The following is a 19,693-nucleotide window of genomic DNA, read 5'->3' as shown; positions in this document are numbered from 1 at the left end:
GGTTAGCGCAAAAAAATAACTTGGTTACAAATCGGTCCTGTTCGGGGGGATCTACTGATAAAACTGGAATATGGAGGCAGCAGACGGGGCTCTGGCTAGACGAGAGCTCGGTGAAGTGGCGGATAACGAAGCGTGGGGATAGCGCGGAGGCAAGCGCAGATAAAAAGCAGATAAAAAGGAGCCTGATGACCCAGGCTCCTGCTGAGGATTAGGCCTCGTTGGCGTGGGCCTTCTGGCACCCTTCGACCGCATGGGCAATCAGCTCAAGCGCGCTCTTGTCGCACGGGGGCAGCTCGGCATCGCATGAGTTGATGGGGGTGACGCGATCGCCCCACTTGATGATGGCGGCGCCCCAGGTCAGACCGGCACCGAATGCGGCGGTCAGCAGATAGGAGTTTGGCTTGACGCGGCCCTGTTCCAGCGCCTCGCACAGGGCGATGGGCACGGTAGCGGCGGAGGTGTTGCCGTAGTTCTCGATGTTGACCATCACCTTCTCCATGGGCGCGTTCATGCGCTTGGCCAAGGTTTCGATGATGCGGATGTTGGCCTGGTGCGGCACTATGAGATCGACCTGCTCCGGGGTGATGCCGGCCTGGCTCAGCACTGTGCCTGTGGCTTCACCCATGCCGCGCACGGCGCGCTTGAAGATCTCCGGGCCTTCGAAGTTGAAGGTGAAGAGCCCATCCACATCGGCAAAACGCACCCGATCGGTACCAAAGTTCGGGACGTGCAGTATCTCCCGCGCTTCGCTGTCACAGCCGAGCTTGTTGGCAATCAGCCCGCACTCCTGCTCGCTCGCCTCTATTACCACGGCCCCGGCGCCATCGCCAAACAGCACTGCGGTATCGCGGCGCGCCCAGTCCAGCAGATAGGTCAGGCGTTCGGCACCTATCACCAGCACCTTCTTCATCATGCCGGTCTGCACCAGAGAGGTGGCGACGGAGAGGGAGTAGACAAACCCGGTACAGGCGGCGTTGAGGTCGAACACGGCGGCGTTGACGGCACCGAGCTTCTTCTGCACCGCAGAGGCGGCATTGGGCAGCAGGTTATCCGGAGTAGCGGTCGCCAGTATGATGCCATCGAGATCGCTCGCTTCCAGGCCTGCACAGGCCAGGGCGCGGCGACCGGCCAGGGTGGCGAGATCCGAGGTGCTGACGTGGGAGATCCGGCGGGCCTTGATACCGGTACGCGGATAGATCCATTCATCCGACGTATCCATGATGGTACTGAGGTCATCGTTGGTCAGCACTGAGGGGGGCAGACATTTGCCCCAACCGGTGATATTGGCGTATTTCATCTTGTTACCGCTTCTCAAAGTGGATCGCCCGCAGGCGGAAAATCGCGCAATTATGCCGCACGGAGCAACCACTGTCATCTTGTGGTCATGGTTATCTGGCGGGGAAGAGGCGTAAAACCGCCGAAAATAGCGGGAAATTTTGCTTAAAATCGAGGACTCGCCTGCCCTAAGATAGGGCTTTCCACCATCCAACGGGGCCGCCCCTTGCACAAAGCCAACCTCAACTTGCTGCCCACCCTCAAGGTGCTGCTGGAGACCCGCAACATCAGCCGGGCGGCTGAGCTGCTGCACCTGAGCCAGCCCTCCATCAGCAAGCAGCTAAGCCAGCTGCGCAGCGAGTTTGGCGACGACTTGCTGGTGCGGGAGGGGCAGCGCTGGCTGCTGACGCCACGGGCCGAGACGCTGGCGGCGGCCTTGGCGGATTCCCTCGGTGCGCTGGATCGGCTCTACGAGGCACCGGGTTTCGACCCCGGTCGCTGCGAGCGGGTGTTTCGGCTTGCCTCGTCCGACTATGTGGCCCAGCACATCCTGCCCGATATCTGCGCCGCGCTGGCCAAAGAGGCGCCGCTTGCTGCGCTGGAATACAGCCTGTGGGACAAGCGCCAGCTGCCCCAGCTGTGGCAATCCGAGCTGGATCTGGTCTCCACCATCACGGAGCTGGTGCCGGAGCAGATCCGTGGCCTGCATCAGGGGGAGGACAGGCTGGTGGTGCTGATGGGCCGTCATCACCCCTTGGCGGGCAAGCCACTCAGTCTGGATGACTACCTCGCCTGGCCCCATCTGCAGGTGAGCGGCGGCGGTGACAAGGACAGCCCGGTGGAGCTGGTGTTGGCGCCGCAGGGGCTTAACCGGCGCTGGTTTGCCAGGGTGCCCTTCTTTCAGGCCGCGGTGGAGGTGTTGCTGCGCACCGACTGCCTGATGACCACCCCGGCCCATATCGCCTGGCAGCTCTCCCGCGAGCAGGATCTCGCCTTTTGTGATCTGCCGTTTGCCACCCGTACCCAGCAGTATCATCTGTTGTGGCACCAGCGCCATCATCAGGATCCGGCTCACAAATGGTTTCGCGAGCTGGCCTATCCCTTCTTGCGCGAACACCTGCAACGCACGGTCGCCGAGAGCCGCAAGCTGCTGGCTGGCGTCCGCTAGCCGCAGTCGGTTGTGCCAGCCTATAGCCGTTGGCTATGGGATCTATTCATAACTTTCACTTCTGGCATAACTGGTCGCCCCTTACCCTGAGATCTGCTGCTGATATTCGGCTTACAGGTAGGGAAATATATGGAATTGACGAGTTGGCTGGCACTGGCCGCAATCTGCGTGATGGGGGCCATCAGCCCGGGGCCGAGTCTGGCGCTGATCATCCGCAATACGGTGCAGGGGGGGCAGGGGCACGGAGTGGCGACGGCCTTGGGTCACGGCCTTGGCGTTGGCATCTATGCACTGATTACCGCGCTGGGGCTCTCCGTGCTGATCACCCAGACCCCGCTGCTGTTTGACGTTATCCGCTACGGCGGCGCGGCGTTTCTCGCCTGGCTAGGCATCAAGGCGCTGCTTGCCAGGCCCGCCAGCGAGTCGGCCGAGGAGGTGGTCCACCAGTTGCGTGGTCGTCAGGGGGCCTTTGAAGGCTTTATGGTCGCCTTTCTCAACCCCCAGCTTGCCATCTTCTTTATCGCCCTGTTCAGCCAGTTCGTACGGGCCGACACCGGCTGGAACGAAGGGGGTATCATGATGCTCACCGCAGGTGGCATAGATGCGCTCTGGTACGTGCTGGTGGCGCTGGTGCTCTCTCGCGGCCCAGTTCTTGCGTGGCTCAAAGCCAAATCCTTCGTGATCGACAAGGTGAGTGGTCTGGTGCTGCTGGGGCTGGCGCTCAAGGTAGTGCTCTGAGGTTCGTTTGTCAGCGGCTCGCGCCATGAGGGCAGGGCCGCTGAACGTATACCCGGCTCCACGGGCGGGACTGCGATCTCCGGACTTTTAATCCTGTATCTTGCGGTGATCTTAAGCGGGATCAAGGCAAGCAAAGGGCGACTGACCTAGAGTGACGGGCATTTTCTGTCTGCCGATAGACTCAGAGACCATGCACCCACAGACCCATAGCCACGCACTGAACCGCCTCGAACTGCTGGCGCCAGCCAAGAACCTCGCCTACGGCATCGAAGCCATCAACCATGGCGCCGATGCCGTCTACATGGGCGGCCCCGCCTTTGGTGCCCGCAGTGCGGCGGGCAACTCCCTCGACGATATCGACGCACTGGCGCGCCACGCCCACCGCTTCGGCGCCCAGGTCTTCGTTGCCTTCAACACCTTGCTGCACGACAGCGAGCTGGAACAGGCCCGGCGCCTGACCCACCAGATTTACGAAGCGGGGGCCGATGCGCTCATAGTGCAGGACATGGGGCTGCTGGCACTGGACTTGCCCCCCATAGCGCTGCACGCCAGCACCCAGACCGACAACCGTACGCCAGAGAAGGTGAAGTTTCTGCAGGATGTGGGCTTCTCCCAGGTGGTGCTGGCGCGCGAGCTCTCCTTGGCACAGATCCGCGAAATAAGCGCGGCGACCAATGTGCAGCTGGAGTTCTTTATCCACGGCGCGCTCTGCGTCTCCTACAGCGGTCAGTGCAACATCAGCCATGCCCGCACCGGCCGCAGCGCCAATCGCGGCGAGTGTGCCCAGCTCTGCCGCTTGCCCTGCTCGCTGCAAAAGCCGGACGGCGAAGTGCTGGTGGAGGGCAGTCACCTGCTCTCCTTGAAAGACATGGATCAGACCGACAACCTGGAGGCGCTGATCGCGGCGGGCATTCGCTCGTTCAAGATCGAGGGGCGGCTCAAGGGGCTGGATTACGTCAAGAACGTCACGGCCTGGTATCGCCAGAAGCTCGACGCCATTCTGGATCGCCGCTCCGATCTGGTGGCAGCCTCGGCGGGGCGTTGCAGCTACAGCTTCGAGCCGGATCCGAAAAAGAGCTTCAACCGTGGCTCAACCGACTACTTCCTCAATGGCCGCCAGCAGGGGATCGACTCCACCCTAAGCCCGAAATACGTGGGTGAGCCGCTGGGTCGCGTCACCAGGGTGACCCGCGATGGCATAGAAATCGACGGCAAGTCCGTCACCCTCAACAACGGCGACGGTCTGGGCTTCTTCAAGCCGAACAAGGAGCTGGTGGGGATGCGCCTCAACAAGGTGGAAGGCAAGCAGTTACTCCTGTCGGAGCGCATGCCGGGCTTGACGGTGGGCACAGAAATCTACCGCAACCACGATCAGGCATTCAGCAAGATGCTGGAAAAGGCCAGCGCGGATCGCCGCATCCGGGTCGATATGCAGCTCTGTGAGTGCGATGAGGGATTGCGCCTCATACTCACCGACGAGCAGGGCATCAGCGCCGCGGTGACGCTCCCTTGCGACAAGCAACCTGCCGACAATCCGGAACGGGCGCTGCAACAGGCGCGTGACCAGCTTGGCAAACTCGGCAATACCCTGTTTGTGGCGCGCAAGATTGAGTTGGCAGTAACGAGGCCGCTATTCATTGCGGCATCACAGCTCAACGGGCTGCGACGGGATGGCATAGCCGCGCTGGAGGCCGCGCGTCTGGCCAGCTACCAGCGCCCCGAGCGGCGCATAGCCCTGCGCGATGTCAGCTATCCGCAGCACCGCCTCTCCTACCTTGGCAACGTGCTGAACTCGGCCGCCGAGCAGTTTTTCCGCGAGCACGAGGTGGAGCGCATCGCCCCCGCCTATGAGGCGAACAAGGAGGAGGGGGAAGTGGTGCTGATGATCACCAAACACTGCATCCGCTACAGCCAGAACCTCTGCCCGAAAGAGGTGCCAGGTCTCAAGGCCGAGCCGCTGGAGCTCAAGATGGGCAAGGACACCTTCCGGCTGCGCTTTGATTGCAACCGCTGCGAAATGCAGGTGATGGGGAGCCTCAAGCGTTAATGACCTCTGCGGCCCCTTTCCGGGCATAGGGCGGCCGCGGATTCGATGGCAGTATAGGGAGGATAGAGAGGGGGCTTGCCCGAGCACGTATACCCCGCCGGGATAAGCGAATGTCCTCGGGCTCTCCGTGAGTAGACAAAGGAACTGTCATGAAAATCAATGCATTGCCATTTTGCACGACCCGCTGGGCCGATATAGAGCCGACCGAGCACAAGGGGGAAACCGGCGTCGCCCGCTGGCATACCCAGAGCTTTGGCGAGCTGCGGGTGCGGATGGTGGAGTACTCCCCTGGCTATCTGGCGGATCACTGGTGCAGCAAGGGGCATGTCCTGTTGTGCATTGAGGGGGAGCTGCACACAGAGCTGCAGGATGGCCGCGTCTTCACCCTGACGGCGGGCATGAGCTATCAGGTGGCCGATAACGCCGAGCCCCATAGATCCTTCACCGAGCAGGGCGCCAGGCTCTTTATCGTCGATTGAGCCATTCACCTTCTTTTGCTGCCACCGAGGCCAACCACCATGCTCGAACTCAGACCCAACTGTGAATGCTGTGACCAGGATCTGCCCGCCGACACGGGCCTTGCCTATATCTGCTCCTTCGAGTGCACCTTCTGCGCCGATTGCAGCGAGCACTATCTGCAACTGATTTGCCCCAATTGTGGCGGCGAACTGGTCAGGCGTCCCCGCCGCCCCATGGCCAAGCTGGCGGCCAATCCCGCCTCCACCAAGCGCGTCTTCAATCCGGCCCTGAAAAAGCAGCCTTAAGAAAAAGGAGTGGCAGTTCGAGCATCTGGTGCTGATGGGCGCGGCTGCATGCCCTGGCCTTGTGTTTGTCTCTTCTTCCTGAATGGGGAGGGTCAATACGAAGGGAGCGGCTGGAGTGTCTGCAATGTCTCTTTACGAACGCCTGATGAGGCTTGGTTAATCAAGCCTGCCTTGCTGTGCCGGTGGGCGAGTGCCCACCGGTAGATTCTGTTGCAACCATGGTAAGTTGCCAACGACACACTATGGTTTGGCGAATTGATCGGCGCTGAGCACCTCGATGCCAACGAAGGGTTGCTCGCCCTCGACCCAGGCATCGTGCCCCGGCGGTATGGTGTAGGACTCGCCGGCGTTGATGGTCTTGAGGGTGCCGTCCGTCAGGCGGACAGTAAGTGACCCCGAGACGGCGTAACCCACGTGCGAGAGCTGGCATTGCTCCGTCTTGACGACAGGTTTGATGCAGTCAGACCAACGCCAGCCGGGGGCAAAGTTGAACCGCCCTATGGTGTAGCCATTGAGTTTAACGACCTCGACCCGGGTCTTGTCGGGAGTGCGCACCTCGTCGGGGGCACCGTGGGACCTCACCTGGAATTGAGTGACTGTGACTGGAGTGGACATGTTTTCTCCTCGTTTCAAACGGATTGCAGCCGATGGCTGCGATCGGATCGCCAGGAAACACGCCGTGATCTCGATAGTCAGCAAGCTGCCAACGCGCAGCGTCATCCCGGTCTTCGAAGTATTCGCCCAAACTCCCGTCGGCGCCCTGGTTTGCTGCCGTTATGGGCAAGTTTTCACCCCATGTCAGGCGCGCGCTGCACTGGAACGGCCAGCCTTGCCGGGTCTATCGAAAAACATGGTTGTTCTTCAATAGCTTGGCTGATGAGGGCGAGATGAGCTGGCATTGGGTTACGTCTGGCGCCGAGTGCGACCAGGGCCTTCCTGGCAGGGCAGACGGCAAGGGCCGGGCTACCCCCTGGCGTGGCGGCAGGGATCCGGGGCTCAATGCGCGATCCCCTCGAGGCGCAGCAGCTCCTGCTTGATGGGCAATCCCCCCGCATAGCCGGTCAGGCTGCCGTTTTGGCCTATCACGCGATGGCACGGCACTATGATCGACAGCGGATTGCGGCCGTTCGCGGCGCCGACCGCACGGCTCGCACTCGGTTTGCCGATGACGCGGGCAATCTCGCCGTAGCTGCGGGTCTCGCCATAGGGGATCTCGCACAGCGCCTGCCAAACCGTTTGCTGAAAAGCCGTGCCATTGGCGGCGAGCGGCAGCGTGAAGCGCTGCAGGCGCCCGGCGAAATAGGCGTCAAACTCGGCAAGATAGGGGGCGAGCGCCTCACCGTCTTGCTGCCAGCCGCTCATGTCGGGCAGCGCCCGCAGGCCTGCCACAAAGTCCACGTGTACCAGGCCGTGCGCGTTGATGGCGACCAGTAGTTCGCCGCAGCTCGTTGGCAGCATGTCATAGCGGATCATGGGTTATCTCCTCGTCATGGCTTTGGGGCGCCTTGCTCCCCGTTGTGGGTGACAGCGGGTTTGCGATGGCACTCGCTGTGGTGGTCAATGGCTGCTTGATCAGCAGGGCCGGTTGTTCGCTCATGGCGTGCCACAGCCAGCTCGCGGCATAGCCGCGCCACGGTTGCCACGCCGCGCTTTGCGCCAGCACCTCCTTCACCGGCAGCTTGTCGCCGCCCCCCAGCGCCTTTTGCAGCACGAGATCGGAGGCGGGGAAGGCGTCGGGATCCTGTCCGCAGCGCAGCCGCCAGTAGGCGACCGTCCAGGGACCTATGCCCGGCAAGGCCAGCAGTTGCTCGTCGCTGGCCGTGGTCAGGGAAAGCGCACCGCTCGCGAGCGCGGCGGCGAGCCCCTGCAGCGTGCGAATGCGGCTGCCGGGCATGCCGATGCCGTCGAGATCCAGTGTGCACAGCTGCGCCGGGGCGGGCAGCTGCGCCACCCCGAACTGCGCCTCGGTACGCGCCACCAGTCGCCCCATGATGGTGATGGCGCCCTTGACCGACACCTGCTGGCCGACGATGGCGCGCAGCATCACCTCGTACTCATCCCAGCCGGCGGGCAAGCGCACCCCGGGCCAGCGCGTCTGCAGGCGTGCCAGCAGCGGATCCTGCCCGAGCCGCTCACCGATGCGCAGCATGTCGGCGTCGAGATCCCACATGCGGCGCACGCGATACAAGAGATCAGGCAGCGCCGCGGGCGGCAGATCATGCACAGTAAGCCTGATGCTATGGCCCTTGCCCTGCTCGATGCGGATCCAGCCCGCGTGATCGCCGACGCTATGGCGCCGCTCATACGCATCGCCATCGACCCGCTCCAGCCCGGGGATGGCCCGCAGCCGGTAAAACGCCAGCATGGCCGCCACGTCATAAGGCGGGCGATAGGACAGCTGCAGCGTGAGCGCCGCGCCGCTCTCGGTGACGTCGGCCCTTCCTTCACGCTGGCGCAGCACCCGGGGCGCCAGGTCATACGCCTGGCTCCAGGCATCGTTGAAGCGGCGAATGCTCGCAAAGCCCGCCGCAAACGCTATGTCCGTGATGGGCAGTGCAGTTTCGGTCAGCAGCCGTTTCGCGAGCAGCAGCCGGCGTGTCTGCTCCACCTGTTTCGGTGACGCACCTAGGTGCTGCTCGAACTGGCGGCGCAGCGTACGCTCGCTTATTCCGGCCTCTGCCGCCAGTGCGGCGAGCGAGCCGTCCGCCAGCTCGCCGCGATCGATCCGCGCCAGCAAACGGGCGAGTTCGGGCGGCAGATCGCCGCGTGCGGCGGGAGCCAGCTCGGGGCGACAGCGCAGACACGGGCGCAGGCCATGTTGCTCGGCCGCGGCAGCGCTTTGGAAGTAGCGCACGTTGTGCTCGTGCGGCGGCCGCGCGGGGCAGACGGGGCGGCAGTAGATGCCGGTGGAGAGCACGCCGGTAAAGAAGCGGCCATCGAAACGCGCATCGCGGGCGAGCCGGGCGGCGTGACATTGCTCGCGGCTGAGGCTCGGGATCCCCTCATCCTGATGGTGGTCACTGGCTGGTGGCGAGTTCATGGTCCTGGCGCTCCGTTCTGGGTGCATGGATGAGAGAGTAAGGGGGAGGGAAGGCGGTGACTAGCCAGAAACGGACAGCAATTGAAATAAAAACGTCGCCGGGAGAGCCCCTGTGGCGAGGTTGAAACCGGTCGAACCGGGCGGGCAAGTGTGAGAATCTGGGGTGACAACATCCAAGGAGGATAGCACCATGCCAGGACCCGCCCGCGCCGGCGCCCTGATCTACGCCAGGGATCTCGGCCTGCTGACCCACTTCTACCGCACCCTGCTGCAGATGGACATTCGCAGTCAGGATGACGCTTTTGTCGTGATGGAGAACGACGATATCCAGCTGCTGATCCATGCCATCCCCGAGTCGATTGCCTGCGATATTGATATCCAGGTGCCACCGCAGCTGCGCGAACAGGGGGCGATAAAATTGTTCTTTACCGTACCAAGCCTCGCCTGGGCCGAGGCCAGGGCGGCCGATCTCGGTGGCGGCCTGTTGCCGCAGCAGTGGCCGGGGCCTGGCTTCGTGCTGCGCAATGCGTTTGATCCGGAAGGCAATATCCTGCAATTGCGCGAGTTTTTGAGTGCCCCGGATCCCCTCTGAATCCGGTTGTTTGCCAATGAAAAACGGGGCAGTCAAGCTGCCCCGTTCCCCTCTTCACTCGCTGGCGCAGCAGCTGTTATTTCAGGTAGCGCTGCTCCAGATGCTGGCGCAGCCAGCGCGGGTTCAGCGCCTCGCCGGTCGCGCGGCGAATGAGCTCGTCCGTGCTGTGCTGGCTGCCCTGTGACCAGATGTGGCGACCAAGCCACGCGAGTATCTCCGGCAGGCGGCCCGCCTCGATCACGCTGCTCATGTTGCCCAGTTCCCGCTCCAGCGCGAAGCGCAACTGCGCCGCATACATGGCGCCGAGCGTGTAGCTCGGGAAGTAGCCGAACGAGCCATCCGTCCAGTGAATGTCCTGCATGCAGCCGTTCTGGTAGTTGCCCCTGGTGGAGAGGCCGAGCCACTGCTGCATCTTCGCATCCCACAGTTCGGGCAGATCGGCCACCTCGATGTGCCCTTCGATGAGGTCGCGCTCCAGCTCGTAGCGCAGGATCACGTGCGCCGGGTATGTCACCTCGTCCGCCTCTACGCGGATAAAGCCGGGCTCGACCCGGTTGTAGAGCTTCGCCAGGTTCGCCGGCGCAAACGCCGCCTGCTCGCCAAAGTGTGCGCGGATGCGCGGCACCAGCAGCGCCAGGAAGGCGGGATCGTGGCCGAGCTGCATTTCGCAGAACAGGCTCTGGCTCTCGTGAATGCCCATGGAGCGCGCCTCGCCCACCGGCTGGCTCATCAGCTGGCGCGGCAGCCCTTGTTCGTAGCGCGCGTGACCCGTCTCGTGCACGATTCCCATCAGGCTGGAGACGAACTCCCGCTCGTTGTAGCGCGTGGTGATGCGCACGTCGGTCGGCACGCCGCCGCAGAACGGATGGCTGCTCACATCGAGCCGGCCGTGGGCGAAATCAAAGCCGAGCACGCCCATCACCTCCTGGCCGAGCGCCTGCTGGCTCGCGATGGGGAAGGGCCCCTGCGGGATCAAGATGGCGTCATGCTTCTGCTGTTTACTCACCTGCTGTATGAGGGACGGCAGCCAGCCGGTGAGATCGCCGAAGATCTGATCGAGCCGCGCACTCGTCATGCCGGGTTCGTACAGCGCCAGCATGGCGTCGTAGGGGCGTACACCGAGTGCCTCGGCGCGAAGGCGCGCCACTTCCCGCGACAGCGTCACCACGTCCTTGAGATTCGGGGCGAAGCCTGCCCAGTCGTTGTTTTTGCGCTGGCCGCGCCAGGCGTGCTCGCACTTGCTGCCGGCCAGCGACAGCGCCTCGACCAGATCGCTTGGCAGCAGGCTCGCATCCTGCCAGTGGCGCTTTATCTCGGCGAGGTTCGCGTGCTGGATCTCATCCAGTGGTTCGCTCTCGGCCTTGGCGATCCAGTCGCCGAGCTCGGGGGCGGTACGCTTTTGATGGATCAGCACGCCGAGTTCGGCCATGGCCTCGGCACGTGCCTCGTTGCCGCCCTCCGGCATCATGGCTGCCCGATCCCAGCCGCAGATGGCGCTGAGGTGGGAGAGCCGGTGCAGCTGTTGCTGATGTTGTTCAAGTTTTTGATATGACATGGGATTGTCCTTGTTATCGTCCCTGATGGTATGCCCCGTACCTGGCATGATCGGGGCCGATCGATGCTAACACTGCCCTCGTGCGTTTTACCACCCTGGCCTGGGATGACTGACCAGATGACGGGGGCTGGCTAGCCGAGCCGCTTCTGGTGTCGCTCGCGGTTCTCCGCCTTCTTGCGTTCGCTTTTTCGCAGCAACACATAGAGGGCGCCACTGCCGCCGTGGCGGCGCTCGGCGCTGTGCATGGCCATCACGGCCGGCAGTTGCGGCAACCAGGTGCTGACATGGCTTTTCAGCTGGGCGCGCGGTGTGCTGCGCTCCCCCTTGCCGTGCAGGATCAGCAGGCAGCGGATGTCCCGCACCTCGCAATCTGCAATGAACTGCACCAGGCTCTGGCGCGCCTCGTTGAGCGTCTTCTGGTGCAGATCCAGGCTCGCCTGCAGCTCGTATTTGCCGAGCCGCAGCTTCTTGTAGACCCCCTCCTGCACACCGTCGCGCTTGAAGCCGACGATGGCGTGGGGATCGAGCAGCTCGACCGCCTCCATGCTTAGGTGATCCAGGGTCAGTTGCTCGGCGGTCGCGGCCTGGCGACGGGCCAGTTGCGCCTCGGTCGGGGCGGATGTGCCCGTGAGGGAGAGGGTGTTGTCGCTGCGAATGGGCCGCACGTCGGCCACTTCCTGCAGAAACAGTGAGAGTTCGTCGTCATGAGACACGGCAGGCTCCCCGCATTGGAATGAGCGGGCATTATAGCGGGGGAGTCGGGGTCAGAAAATGGGGGTAGCCAGTCAGACGGCCCTGTCAGTCGGGCCGGGCAGGCGACAACAGGCGATCGGGGGATCGCCTGACGAGATGTGTTACTGCTCCTCTTTCGGCGGCTTGGCGTTCATCACCTTGTAGATGAAATAGGCCGCGTAGGAACTGATCAGCAGGAAGGTACCGATAATCACCAACATGGACATGAGCCCCACGCTGTTGCCGAACATCAGGTTCATCCAAAATTCCATCTCATGCACTCCTGTCATCCCATTGATGACAGGCATGATAGATACCTCTTTGGGAGTGACGAGATGATCTCGATCAAGTCCCGTGGTGGTTATTTAACCGGCAGCCGGATCTGTGAGCGGCCTCGCACTCGGCCAAGCCGCCGGGCAGATCAGGCGCACGGATGGAGCATCACTTGGCGGCCGTGCCTGGGCCAGGCGTTGTGAGCGGTGTGATGCGCCATCCCTGCTGCTCCAGCAGGGCGATCAACCCCTGGTCGCCATAAAGGTGCAGAGCGCCTACCACGATAAAGCTCTCGTTCGGCAGGGTCGGCCACTTCTTCAGCCAGTTGCGGTTGCGCTCCGCCAGCAGGGTCTGCTCCAGCCAGGCTTGCAGCTTGGGCGGCGCCATCTCGGCTTTGAGCAGTTTGACCAGGGCGGCCTGATCCCCCTCCTGCCACGCCTTCATCACGTCGCGAAAGCCGGTTTCAAGCTGGGGCAGCTCATCCAGGGTGCTCTCCAGCATCAGGGTCTGGTTGTCACCGACGCTGGCGAGGTAGCCGAGCTGTTCGAGCAGGGTCTCGAAGCCGATGATGGGCTTGCCGCTCTCGGTGGCGCGCTTGGCGAAGTGTTGATCCACCCCTAGCGCGCTGCTGAAACCGGTGCGTTCCAGCGCCGCCTGGGTCAGGGTGATGGCCGCAAACCAGGGGCGCAGCGGGGCCAGCATGTTCTCGGTCAGGCCATTCTGGCCGGCGGCTATGATGGTGCGCCGATACAGATCGAGCGGCACGTGATCCTTGAGGGTCTTGCCATCCACCAGCCGGGTGATGGCGCCCATCTCCTGCCACTGCGTCTGGCTGATGTGGGTCAGGTCGGCCTCCATCACCAGGGCGCGGCTCTGTTGCCAGGCGCGCTCGACGGGATCGGGCAGCGGATAGAGCGAGGGTTTGCCCGCATGAATGGAGCCCAGAAGCCAGTGCTGCTGGTCACCCTTGCTCACCCGATAGAAGGCGGGGTCGGCAAAGGCGGTCAGCGGCAGCAGCAGGCAGAGCAGGAAGGAAATCAGCGTGCGATGAAATCTCATGAGGCACCTTATGTTGGCGGGATGGCTTCTCTTCATAACAATAAGCCCTATGATAAGTCCTCATTCGTCACAGCCAAGAGGTTTCCCATGCCCCATCTTCGTTTTCGGGCCGTCTCCGTCGATACCCTGCAGCAGATAAGCACGCCCCTGCTGGCGGATCTGTGCGCCCTGACCGGTGGCAAACCGGAGTTCGTCACCATGGAGTGCATAGACAGCCACTGGGTACGCGGCGGGGTGATCGAAGCCGGTTTTCCGTTCGTGGAGCTGGTCTGGTTCGAGCGACCACAGGAGCTGCAAGACGCCGCCGCGGCGCTCATCACCCGCCATCTGAAGGCGGCGCTGGGGGAGCAGAGCTATGTGGTGGTGCAGGTGCTGCCCATCGTCAAAAGCCACTACTACAGCAACGGTCAGCACTATTGAGGTGAGGGTAAACAGGGTTGATGCGTCGGGTTACGCCGCTACGCGGCCAACCCGACCTGGGTTGCTGATGCCCATCGCCTCCAACGGGATCAGGCCGACTTGGCCAGGATCCTGTCGAGCCAGCGGCTTGGCAGCAGGCGGCGCAATACCGCAAACAGCCGGGTCGGAAAGGTGACCGGGTAGCGATGCTTTGGCCGCTTGCTCTGCAACGCATGCAGCAGCGGCGGTATGCAGGCTTCGCTTGGCAGCGTGAAACCGCTGGTGGCTCCCTCTTTTTCCAGCCGGGTCAGGGTCTGGCGATAGGCGCCCTGATGGCGGCTCTGGGCCGGATCTATATGGCGCACGAAGGCGGCGCGGGCATTGGCGCGAAAGCGGGTATCGATGGGGCCCGGCTCGATCAGACTGATGTGCACGCCGCTGCCTTCGAGTTCCAGGCGCAGTGTGTCTGTATAGCCTTCCAGCGCAAACTTGCTGGCGTTGTAGGCGCCGCGATACTTCATGGCCACCAGCCCCAGCACAGAGCTGTTCTGAACTATCCGTCCCTCTCCTGCCGCCAGCATGGCCGGCAGTATCTGGCGGATCAGGTGGTGCCAGCCAAACAGGTTGGTGTCGAACTGGGCACGCAGTGCCTCCGTGGGCAAGTCCTCCAGCGCGCCGGGCTGGCCATAGGCGCCGTTGTTGAACAGGCCATAGAGACGGCCCCCCGCCAGCGCCAGCGCCTCTGCCGCCCCCCGCTCTATGCTGGCGGTGTCAGCGAGATCCAGTTTAACGGCCAGCAGACCCTGCTGTTGCAGCTGTGCCACATCGTCGGCCTTGCGGGCGGAGGCGATCACTGTGAAGCCGTGAACCCCGAGCGCCTTGGCGGCGGCGAGGCCGATGCCGCTGGAGCAGCCGGTGATGAGCACGAAGGGGTGGGGCATAAAGGTCATCCTTGTTGGCGACCAGAGTCTGGCCGAAGCAGGCATGGTAGCCCGAGCGCGACAAAAAAGAAAACCGGGCCACGTGGCCCGGTTTGCTGAGGTTCTACCACCTGCTTACAGAATGGTGAACGGCATTATGATGTGGAACTTGACGTCATGCTCGGAGGCGAAGATGTTCGGGTATTCGGTCCAGCCGCCGCCCTGGCTGATGTCGTTGTTGTAATCCGTGTAGTGCAGTTTGAACAGGGTGCCTTTCAGCTTGCCATCCTGCACCGTGTACATGACGTCGAAGTTGGCTGCCCATTCGGTATCTTCACCGTTGGTGGCCTTGGTGCCGTCGCCTTTCTGGATATCCCAGCCGTAGGCGCCGGAGACACCGACGGACCAGCCAGGTGCACCCACCAGATCATCCAGGGAGCGGGTCACGCCGAAGAACAGTGCTTTTTCGTTGTTCGCGTTCCAGTCGGAGCGGGAATCCCACCAGATTTCGTTCGCGCCCTGAGAGTTGCCGTAGCCACGGGTCAGACGGGGCAGGTAGTTGCCTTCGTTACCCTCGGCCTTGGTCCACAGACCTTCCAGACGGAAGCCGTACGGGCCTGTGCCCCAGGCGGCGGTCAGCGCTTGTTGCCATGCCATGCCGTCATAGGTCTCGATGTCGGCACCACCCTTCTGATAGGTGTCGGTTTCGGAACCGTAGAACTGATAGCTGGTGGAGAGGCCGTTCAGCACGTCGAATTTATGGGCCAGCTTGAAGTGGTAGCTGTCCATGTATTTTTCGGAGTTACCGTAGGAGCCGGTGATGGCGGTGCCATTTTCGAAGGTATAACGTGCGGCTACACCCTGGATGTAGTCGATGACGTTTTCATCGGCGAACGGATCCATCCATGCCTTGGCACGGGAGAACTTCTGGGTCTCCTTGTACCAGGGGGACTTGTACTCGTCGGCGATGGCGTAGGTCAGGTAGAGGCCACCGAAGTTACCCTCGATCTGGCCACCACGGTAGGTACCCGGCTGATAGGACCAGTTCACACCGATCACGCCCGGTACGTAGAGCTGGGTCAGACCGCCCTTGGCGGTGATGGCACCGTCCAGTGCTTTCAGTTTCAGCGAGGCGTTGGCCAGGCTGAAGCCACCTTCGGGGGAGCCATCCTTGTAGTTTTCGCCCCACTTGTTGCCGGCGAAGGAGAATTCGTTCTCCTGGTTGACCGCATGGTTCTCGGTCACGGCCAGGTCATAGGCACCGAAGCCACCCACGTCGATACCGACGATGTCCCAGGCATAACCCGAGTTGAAGTTAAGGGAGGCCTGGGTGGTGGCGTGGCTCAGGTTGGATTGATATTTGCCTTCTTTCTTGGCGGCAGTCGGGTCGCCATCGATACGCTGACGATCACGCTGGAAGTAGAAGAGGCCACCGTTGAGTTTGCCTTCTTCATAGAATTTGCTGGCGGCGGCAGCATAGGCAGGGCCGGCTTCGTCGGCAGCGAATGCCATACCGGGGGCGACCAAGGCGGCAACAACGGCTGCGCTCAATGCGGCACGCTTGAAGATCACTTTTTCCATTTTGTATTGCTCCTGATTTTATGGACTTAGCTTTTTTGTCCGGCAGTCAGGCGATGGCCCGCCGCTCGGTATTGGCATTGCAATCAAAACCCCGTAGGGCAAAAAATTTCTGGTAGCTCGTCTGCGGCCGCGACGTCTTGGCACATCTGCGGTGGGCAGTTCTGTTCATCACATCATTTTATTTTTTGTGTTCCGATTCTTGGCTATCGGACAATTCCAAGAGTACGTTCGCGGTGCGAAATATCAATGAAAAGTTCCCACCAAGTTTCAAAAATATGACCGAGTGCAAATAATCATGGATCTTGTTGTGGACACTCCCAGCCCGCTCATATCGGCGCTGATAGCGTTTTCAGGTGAAATTGACCAGCGATGCGGGCGGATCTCTCACAAGGGGCATAACTTTTTTCGTTAACCTGTATGCAACAGATAATTTTGTGGCACAAAAAAAGATATGCCCCCGCGTTGGGGGCGGGGGCAGGGGACTCGGAAGGGGATCTGGACGGGAGATTCAGGCCTGATGGCCGAGGATGCGCGGGATCTGGCTGGCCTGGTGATGGATGTGCTCCGACACCTGCACCGAGAGGCGGCTGCCCTGGCGGGCGTGCTGGCTGATGCGCGCGATGAGATCGGCGAAGCTGGCCAGCTTGTGTTCCTGGCTCTTGGCGTTGTCGGCCCCCTGCAGCGCTATGACGGCTGTGCTGCGCGCCATCTCCCGCACCGCCTGGGTGGTCTGGCGCAACTGCTCCGCCTGCTGGCGCTGGGCGGCAGCCTCCGAGGTGATCCGCGCCAGCACAGTGCCGAGCAGATCTCCCGCCTGGGTGAGCCGCGTCAGGATCTCGGTGATCTGGCCAAGGGATCGCTGGGTGTCGGCGGAGAGGTGGCGCACCTCGTCGGCCACCACCGCAAACCCGCGCCCCTGCTCCCCCGCCCGGGCAGCCTCTATAGCTGCATTGAGCGCCAGCAGGTTGGTCTGCTGGGCTATGTGACCTATCACGTCGACGATGGCGGTGACATCGTCCACCGAACGCTTGAGCTGGGTCAGGGCGCCACTGCTCTCGTCGATGGCAAGCCCGGTCTGGGCCGTGGCCTGCAACATGCCCCCCACCAGTTGCTCGCTCTGGCTCATGGAGTGCTCGTTGTGCTGGGCGTGCTGCGCTATCTCTGCGGCCACCTGATGCACCTCGCCAGCCAGCTGGTTCAGCTCGTTCATCATCAGATCGCCCTCGTCCACCGCCTGTTCCGTGGTGCGCGTGCTGTGGTGGATCTCTTCGACCTGATTGACCATGCCCTGCAGGCTCAGTGAGACCGCCGACAGCTGCCCCTCCTTCTGCTGTTGATCCTGTTGCAGGCGCATGATGAGGCGGTTGTAACTGGCGACTATGTCGCCGAGCTCGTTGCGCTCGCGCCCCTGGGGCAGGGTCTCGGCCTGACCCGTCTCGTCGAGTTGCAGGAAGGCGGCGCGCAGGCGCAGCAGCGGCGTGACCAGCCAGCGGCGCTGCACCAGGGCAAACAGCAGCGCGACCAGCACCAGACAGAGCGCCAGGCTGCCGAGTATGGCAGCCAGCCGCTGGTTGACCGCCTGCCGCTCGGCGGCAAGCTCGGCCCCCATCTGGCCGGTGGCTTGCAGCATCTGGCTGATGTCCTGCTGCACCGCCTGGCGGGCAGTCTGCTGCTGTTGCAGCGCCTTGCGGCTGTTTTCCAGCTCTTGCGGGTAGCGCGTGAGCAGGGAGAGCAGTTCGGCTTTGGGCAGATCGCCCAGCTCCTTGTGCTCTGGCTCACCCAGGGTGAACTCGTCGGCAGGCGGCGCAGCAAACAGGCCGAGCAGCGGCAGGGCGGCCAGTTGCTGCGCCTGCTTTTGCATGGCAGCCAGCTCGAACGTCAGTCCCTCCAGCAGCTTGGGGCTGGCCTGTTCCATGTAGTTCTGGCGCAGGTGGCCGAGTCCGGGCAGGGCCGCCAGTATGTCGGTGGCACCCTGGCGGTATCGATCCGCGCTGGCCGGATCTGCGCCCGTCGCCCCCTGCTGGCCATAACGCAGCAGCGCCCTGGCCTGGGCGGTCAGCTCGTTTTCGGCGTTTTGCAGCAGCCACTGGCTGTTGCCGGAGAGCTTGCCCGCCGCCAGATAGTCGCCGTCGATGCGAGTGCCCATCCGTTCGAGCAGGGCGCGCAGCGGGGCGGTGAGCGCAGCATCCTGCTGCGCCAGCTGGGCGAGCGCCTGCTTGCGTAGCGCCTGGGCCTCAGTCAGGCGCAGGGGATCGCCGCTGGCGAGGTAGTCGCGCAGGGTGCCCTGCAGTGTGCCGGTCAGCCGCTGTTGCAGCCGTTCGTGTTGATGCTGGGCCTGTTCGGCCCGGTTCAACTGCTGCCAGCCATGAAACAGGGCGCCGGCTTGCACGGCGGCGACCAGCAGCAGTACCAGGGAAGAGAGGGAGGCGTAATGGGCTATTTTCACGTCAGGATTCCTGCTTGAGCCACTGGAATGGAAGTCGGCGTGAGCTTAAGCAGGAGATATGGCGTTTTTATGACAGCCGCTGCATGGCGGCGAGGTCATGACAACGAAGGCGCGGCGGGCTCCTTCTGCTTGCCGGCGGCAGGCGACTTGCCCAGCATGCCGAGCAGGGCGCCTCCCATGATGAAGGCCCCGGCCAGCAGGTGACGGGGCGTCAGCTGTTCGCCATTGAGCAGCACCAGCAACAGGGTGCTCAGCAGCGGGGTCAGGTAAGCCAGCGCCCCGATGCGACGGGGATCTCCGTCTCGCAGCGCCAGATACCAGGTGACGAAGGCCGCCCCCATGGGCCCGAGCGCCAGCCCCAGGATCAGCCACCAGTCGCCGGCGGGGATCTGTTCGAGGGGCAGCGGCCCTTCCAGCCAGAGTGCCAGCAGCAGTGCCAGCAATCCGGCGGGCAGGCAGGCCGCCGCCGTCACCACTGCCGGGGCGGGGGGCAGCCGGCGGGAGAGCACAGAGTAGGCACCCCAGATGATGGCGGCGCCGAGCGCCAGCAGGTAGCCGGGCAGATAGGCCTGCTGCAGCTGCAACTCGCCGTTGACCATCACCAGCACGGAACCCGCCAGCCCGAGCGCGCCGGCCAGCAGGTGGCGGGCATGGAGCGGATGGCCCGGCAGCAGCAGGGGAGTGAACAGTATGATGCACAGGGGCCAGAGATAATTGATGAGGTTCGCCTCCAGCACGGGGGCGTGGCGAAAGCTCATGAACAGCAGCAGATGGTAGAACAGCAGCGCCGCCACCGTGACCAGCCAGGTGATGGGGCGAGCCCGCCACTGGCGCCAGAACGGCAGGGCACCGGCGCCGCAGAAGAAGAGCACCAGCCCCACCAGCACCAGAGGCGACACGCTGGTGATCCGGGAGGTGAGCGCCGCCAGCGAGGCCCACAGCAGTATGGTCAGCAGCGCAAAACCGGTGGACCTGTCCCACCAGGAAGAAGCAGACATCCAACACTCCTTTGCAGATGAATGAACAAAAAGAGGGCCAGTCTAGCAGACCGGCCCTCCCTGAGGTGCAGTGGTTTTGAGCGCGGCATCGCCATAAGCCCCGCTG

20 protein-coding genes are annotated in these 19,693 nt (G+C 63.0%); 8 read left to right on the top strand and 12 right to left on the bottom strand.

Annotated elements, in window-relative coordinates:
- Positions 1-208: 208 nt before the first annotated feature.
- Positions 209-1,297, bottom strand: a complete 1,089-nt coding sequence (locus tag ACM3N8_RS06825) for a ketoacyl-ACP synthase III (RefSeq protein ID WP_043135054.1) — start codon at positions 1,295-1,297, stop codon at positions 209-211.
- Positions 1,298-1,501: 204 nt separating this feature from the next.
- Between ACM3N8_RS06825 and ACM3N8_RS06820 the strand changes: the two genes are divergently transcribed.
- From ACM3N8_RS06820 to ACM3N8_RS06800, 5 genes are all read left to right on the top strand, one after another.
- A complete protein-coding gene (locus ACM3N8_RS06820; RefSeq protein WP_290019510.1) occupies positions 1,502-2,443 on the top strand; it encodes a LysR family transcriptional regulator in 942 nt (313 codons plus the stop codon).
- 129 nt (positions 2,444-2,572) lie between these two features.
- The gene (locus ACM3N8_RS06815; protein ID WP_103471469.1) at positions 2,573-3,181 is read left to right on the top strand and encodes a LysE family translocator; all 609 of its coding nucleotides are present in this window, start codon (positions 2,573-2,575) and stop codon (positions 3,179-3,181) included.
- Positions 3,182-3,371: 190 nt separating this feature from the next.
- Complete coding sequence (locus ACM3N8_RS06810; protein WP_290019508.1) at positions 3,372-5,228, top strand: peptidase U32 family protein; 1,857 nt, start codon at positions 3,372-3,374, stop codon at positions 5,226-5,228.
- A gap of 149 nt (positions 5,229-5,377) precedes the next feature.
- Positions 5,378-5,707, top strand: a complete 330-nt coding sequence (locus tag ACM3N8_RS06805; RefSeq protein ID WP_290019507.1) for a DHCW motif cupin fold protein — start codon at positions 5,378-5,380, stop codon at positions 5,705-5,707.
- Positions 5,708-5,746: 39 nt separating this feature from the next.
- Positions 5,747-5,992 carry a DUF1272 domain-containing protein gene (locus ACM3N8_RS06800; RefSeq protein ID WP_290019505.1) on the top strand — a complete coding sequence of 82 codons (246 nt, stop codon included), beginning with the start codon at positions 5,747-5,749 and terminating at the stop codon, positions 5,990-5,992.
- A gap of 240 nt (positions 5,993-6,232) precedes the next feature.
- On the opposite strand, the gene ACM3N8_RS06795 is transcribed toward ACM3N8_RS06800, so the two are convergent.
- Positions 6,233-6,607, bottom strand: coding sequence for a cupin domain-containing protein (locus ACM3N8_RS06795; RefSeq protein WP_043135046.1), 375 nt, complete (start codon positions 6,605-6,607; stop codon positions 6,233-6,235).
- On the opposite strand from ACM3N8_RS06795, the gene ACM3N8_RS06790 reads away from it, so the two are divergent.
- Positions 6,606-6,860 carry a hypothetical protein gene (locus ACM3N8_RS06790; RefSeq protein WP_131245223.1) on the top strand — a complete coding sequence of 85 codons (255 nt, stop codon included), beginning with the start codon at positions 6,606-6,608 and terminating at the stop codon, positions 6,858-6,860. The two genes, ACM3N8_RS06795 and ACM3N8_RS06790, sit on opposite strands and share 2 nt — an antisense overlap.
- Positions 6,861-6,988: 128 nt before the next feature.
- On the opposite strand, the gene ACM3N8_RS06785 is transcribed toward ACM3N8_RS06790, so the two are convergent.
- Positions 6,989-7,465 (bottom strand): methylated-DNA--[protein]-cysteine S-methyltransferase, encoded by a 477-nt coding sequence (locus tag ACM3N8_RS06785; RefSeq protein ID WP_241279926.1) that lies wholly within the window; start codon positions 7,463-7,465, stop codon positions 6,989-6,991.
- Entirely contained in the window at positions 7,452-9,032 is a 1,581-nt protein-coding gene (locus ACM3N8_RS06780) for an AlkA N-terminal domain-containing protein (RefSeq protein WP_241279924.1), read from the bottom strand. The genes ACM3N8_RS06785 and ACM3N8_RS06780 overlap by 14 nt, the downstream gene beginning before the upstream one ends.
- Positions 9,033-9,222: 190 nt before the next feature.
- On the opposite strand from ACM3N8_RS06780, the gene ACM3N8_RS06775 reads away from it, so the two are divergent.
- Positions 9,223-9,624: a VOC family protein gene (locus ACM3N8_RS06775; protein WP_241279922.1), complete on the top strand. Its 402-nt coding sequence runs from the start codon at positions 9,223-9,225 to the stop codon at positions 9,622-9,624.
- Between the two features lie 76 nt (positions 9,625-9,700).
- Here ACM3N8_RS06775 and ACM3N8_RS06770 read toward each other — a convergent pair whose 3' ends face one another.
- The 4 genes from ACM3N8_RS06770 to ACM3N8_RS06755 form a co-directional block, all read right to left on the bottom strand.
- On the bottom strand, positions 9,701-11,179 hold the full coding sequence (locus ACM3N8_RS06770) for a carboxypeptidase M32 (protein WP_416015753.1): 1,479 nt from the start codon (positions 11,177-11,179) through the stop codon (positions 9,701-9,703).
- A gap of 131 nt (positions 11,180-11,310) precedes the next feature.
- Entirely contained in the window at positions 11,311-11,892 is a 582-nt protein-coding gene (gene smrA, locus ACM3N8_RS06765) for a DNA endonuclease SmrA (protein WP_043554716.1), read from the bottom strand.
- Between the two features lie 141 nt (positions 11,893-12,033).
- A complete protein-coding gene (locus tag ACM3N8_RS06760) occupies positions 12,034-12,219 on the bottom strand; it encodes a DUF3149 domain-containing protein (protein WP_098984905.1) in 186 nt (61 codons plus the stop codon).
- A gap of 133 nt (positions 12,220-12,352) precedes the next feature.
- Positions 12,353-13,243: a TraB/GumN family protein gene (locus ACM3N8_RS06755; RefSeq protein ID WP_416015750.1), complete on the bottom strand. Its 891-nt coding sequence runs from the start codon at positions 13,241-13,243 to the stop codon at positions 12,353-12,355.
- Between the two features lie 87 nt (positions 13,244-13,330).
- On the opposite strand from ACM3N8_RS06755, the gene ACM3N8_RS06750 reads away from it, so the two are divergent.
- Complete coding sequence (locus ACM3N8_RS06750) at positions 13,331-13,663, top strand: DUF1904 family protein (protein WP_416015749.1); 333 nt, start codon at positions 13,331-13,333, stop codon at positions 13,661-13,663.
- A gap of 89 nt (positions 13,664-13,752) precedes the next feature.
- On the opposite strand, the gene ACM3N8_RS06745 is transcribed toward ACM3N8_RS06750, so the two are convergent.
- The 4 genes from ACM3N8_RS06745 to ACM3N8_RS06730 form a co-directional block, all read right to left on the bottom strand.
- Positions 13,753-14,583 carry an SDR family oxidoreductase gene (locus tag ACM3N8_RS06745; RefSeq protein ID WP_416015747.1) on the bottom strand — a complete coding sequence of 277 codons (831 nt, stop codon included), beginning with the start codon at positions 14,581-14,583 and terminating at the stop codon, positions 13,753-13,755.
- Positions 14,584-14,697: 114 nt separating this feature from the next.
- Entirely contained in the window at positions 14,698-16,143 is a 1,446-nt protein-coding gene (locus tag ACM3N8_RS06740; RefSeq protein ID WP_043554719.1) for an OprD family outer membrane porin, read from the bottom strand.
- A 508-nt stretch (positions 16,144-16,651) separates the two neighbouring features.
- Positions 16,652-18,589, bottom strand: a complete 1,938-nt coding sequence (locus ACM3N8_RS06735) for a methyl-accepting chemotaxis protein (RefSeq protein WP_416015745.1) — start codon at positions 18,587-18,589, stop codon at positions 16,652-16,654.
- A gap of 95 nt (positions 18,590-18,684) precedes the next feature.
- Complete coding sequence (locus tag ACM3N8_RS06730; protein ID WP_098984901.1) at positions 18,685-19,587, bottom strand: DMT family transporter; 903 nt, start codon at positions 19,585-19,587, stop codon at positions 18,685-18,687.
- Positions 19,588-19,693: the final 106 nt, after the last annotated feature.

Origin of the sequence: Aeromonas sp. A04, assembly GCF_047780465.1 — a bacterium.
In the GTDB taxonomy this organism is placed as follows: domain Bacteria; phylum Pseudomonadota; class Gammaproteobacteria; order Enterobacterales; family Aeromonadaceae; genus Aeromonas; species Aeromonas bestiarum.
This window is presented reverse-complemented; position numbering and strand designations above follow the sequence as displayed.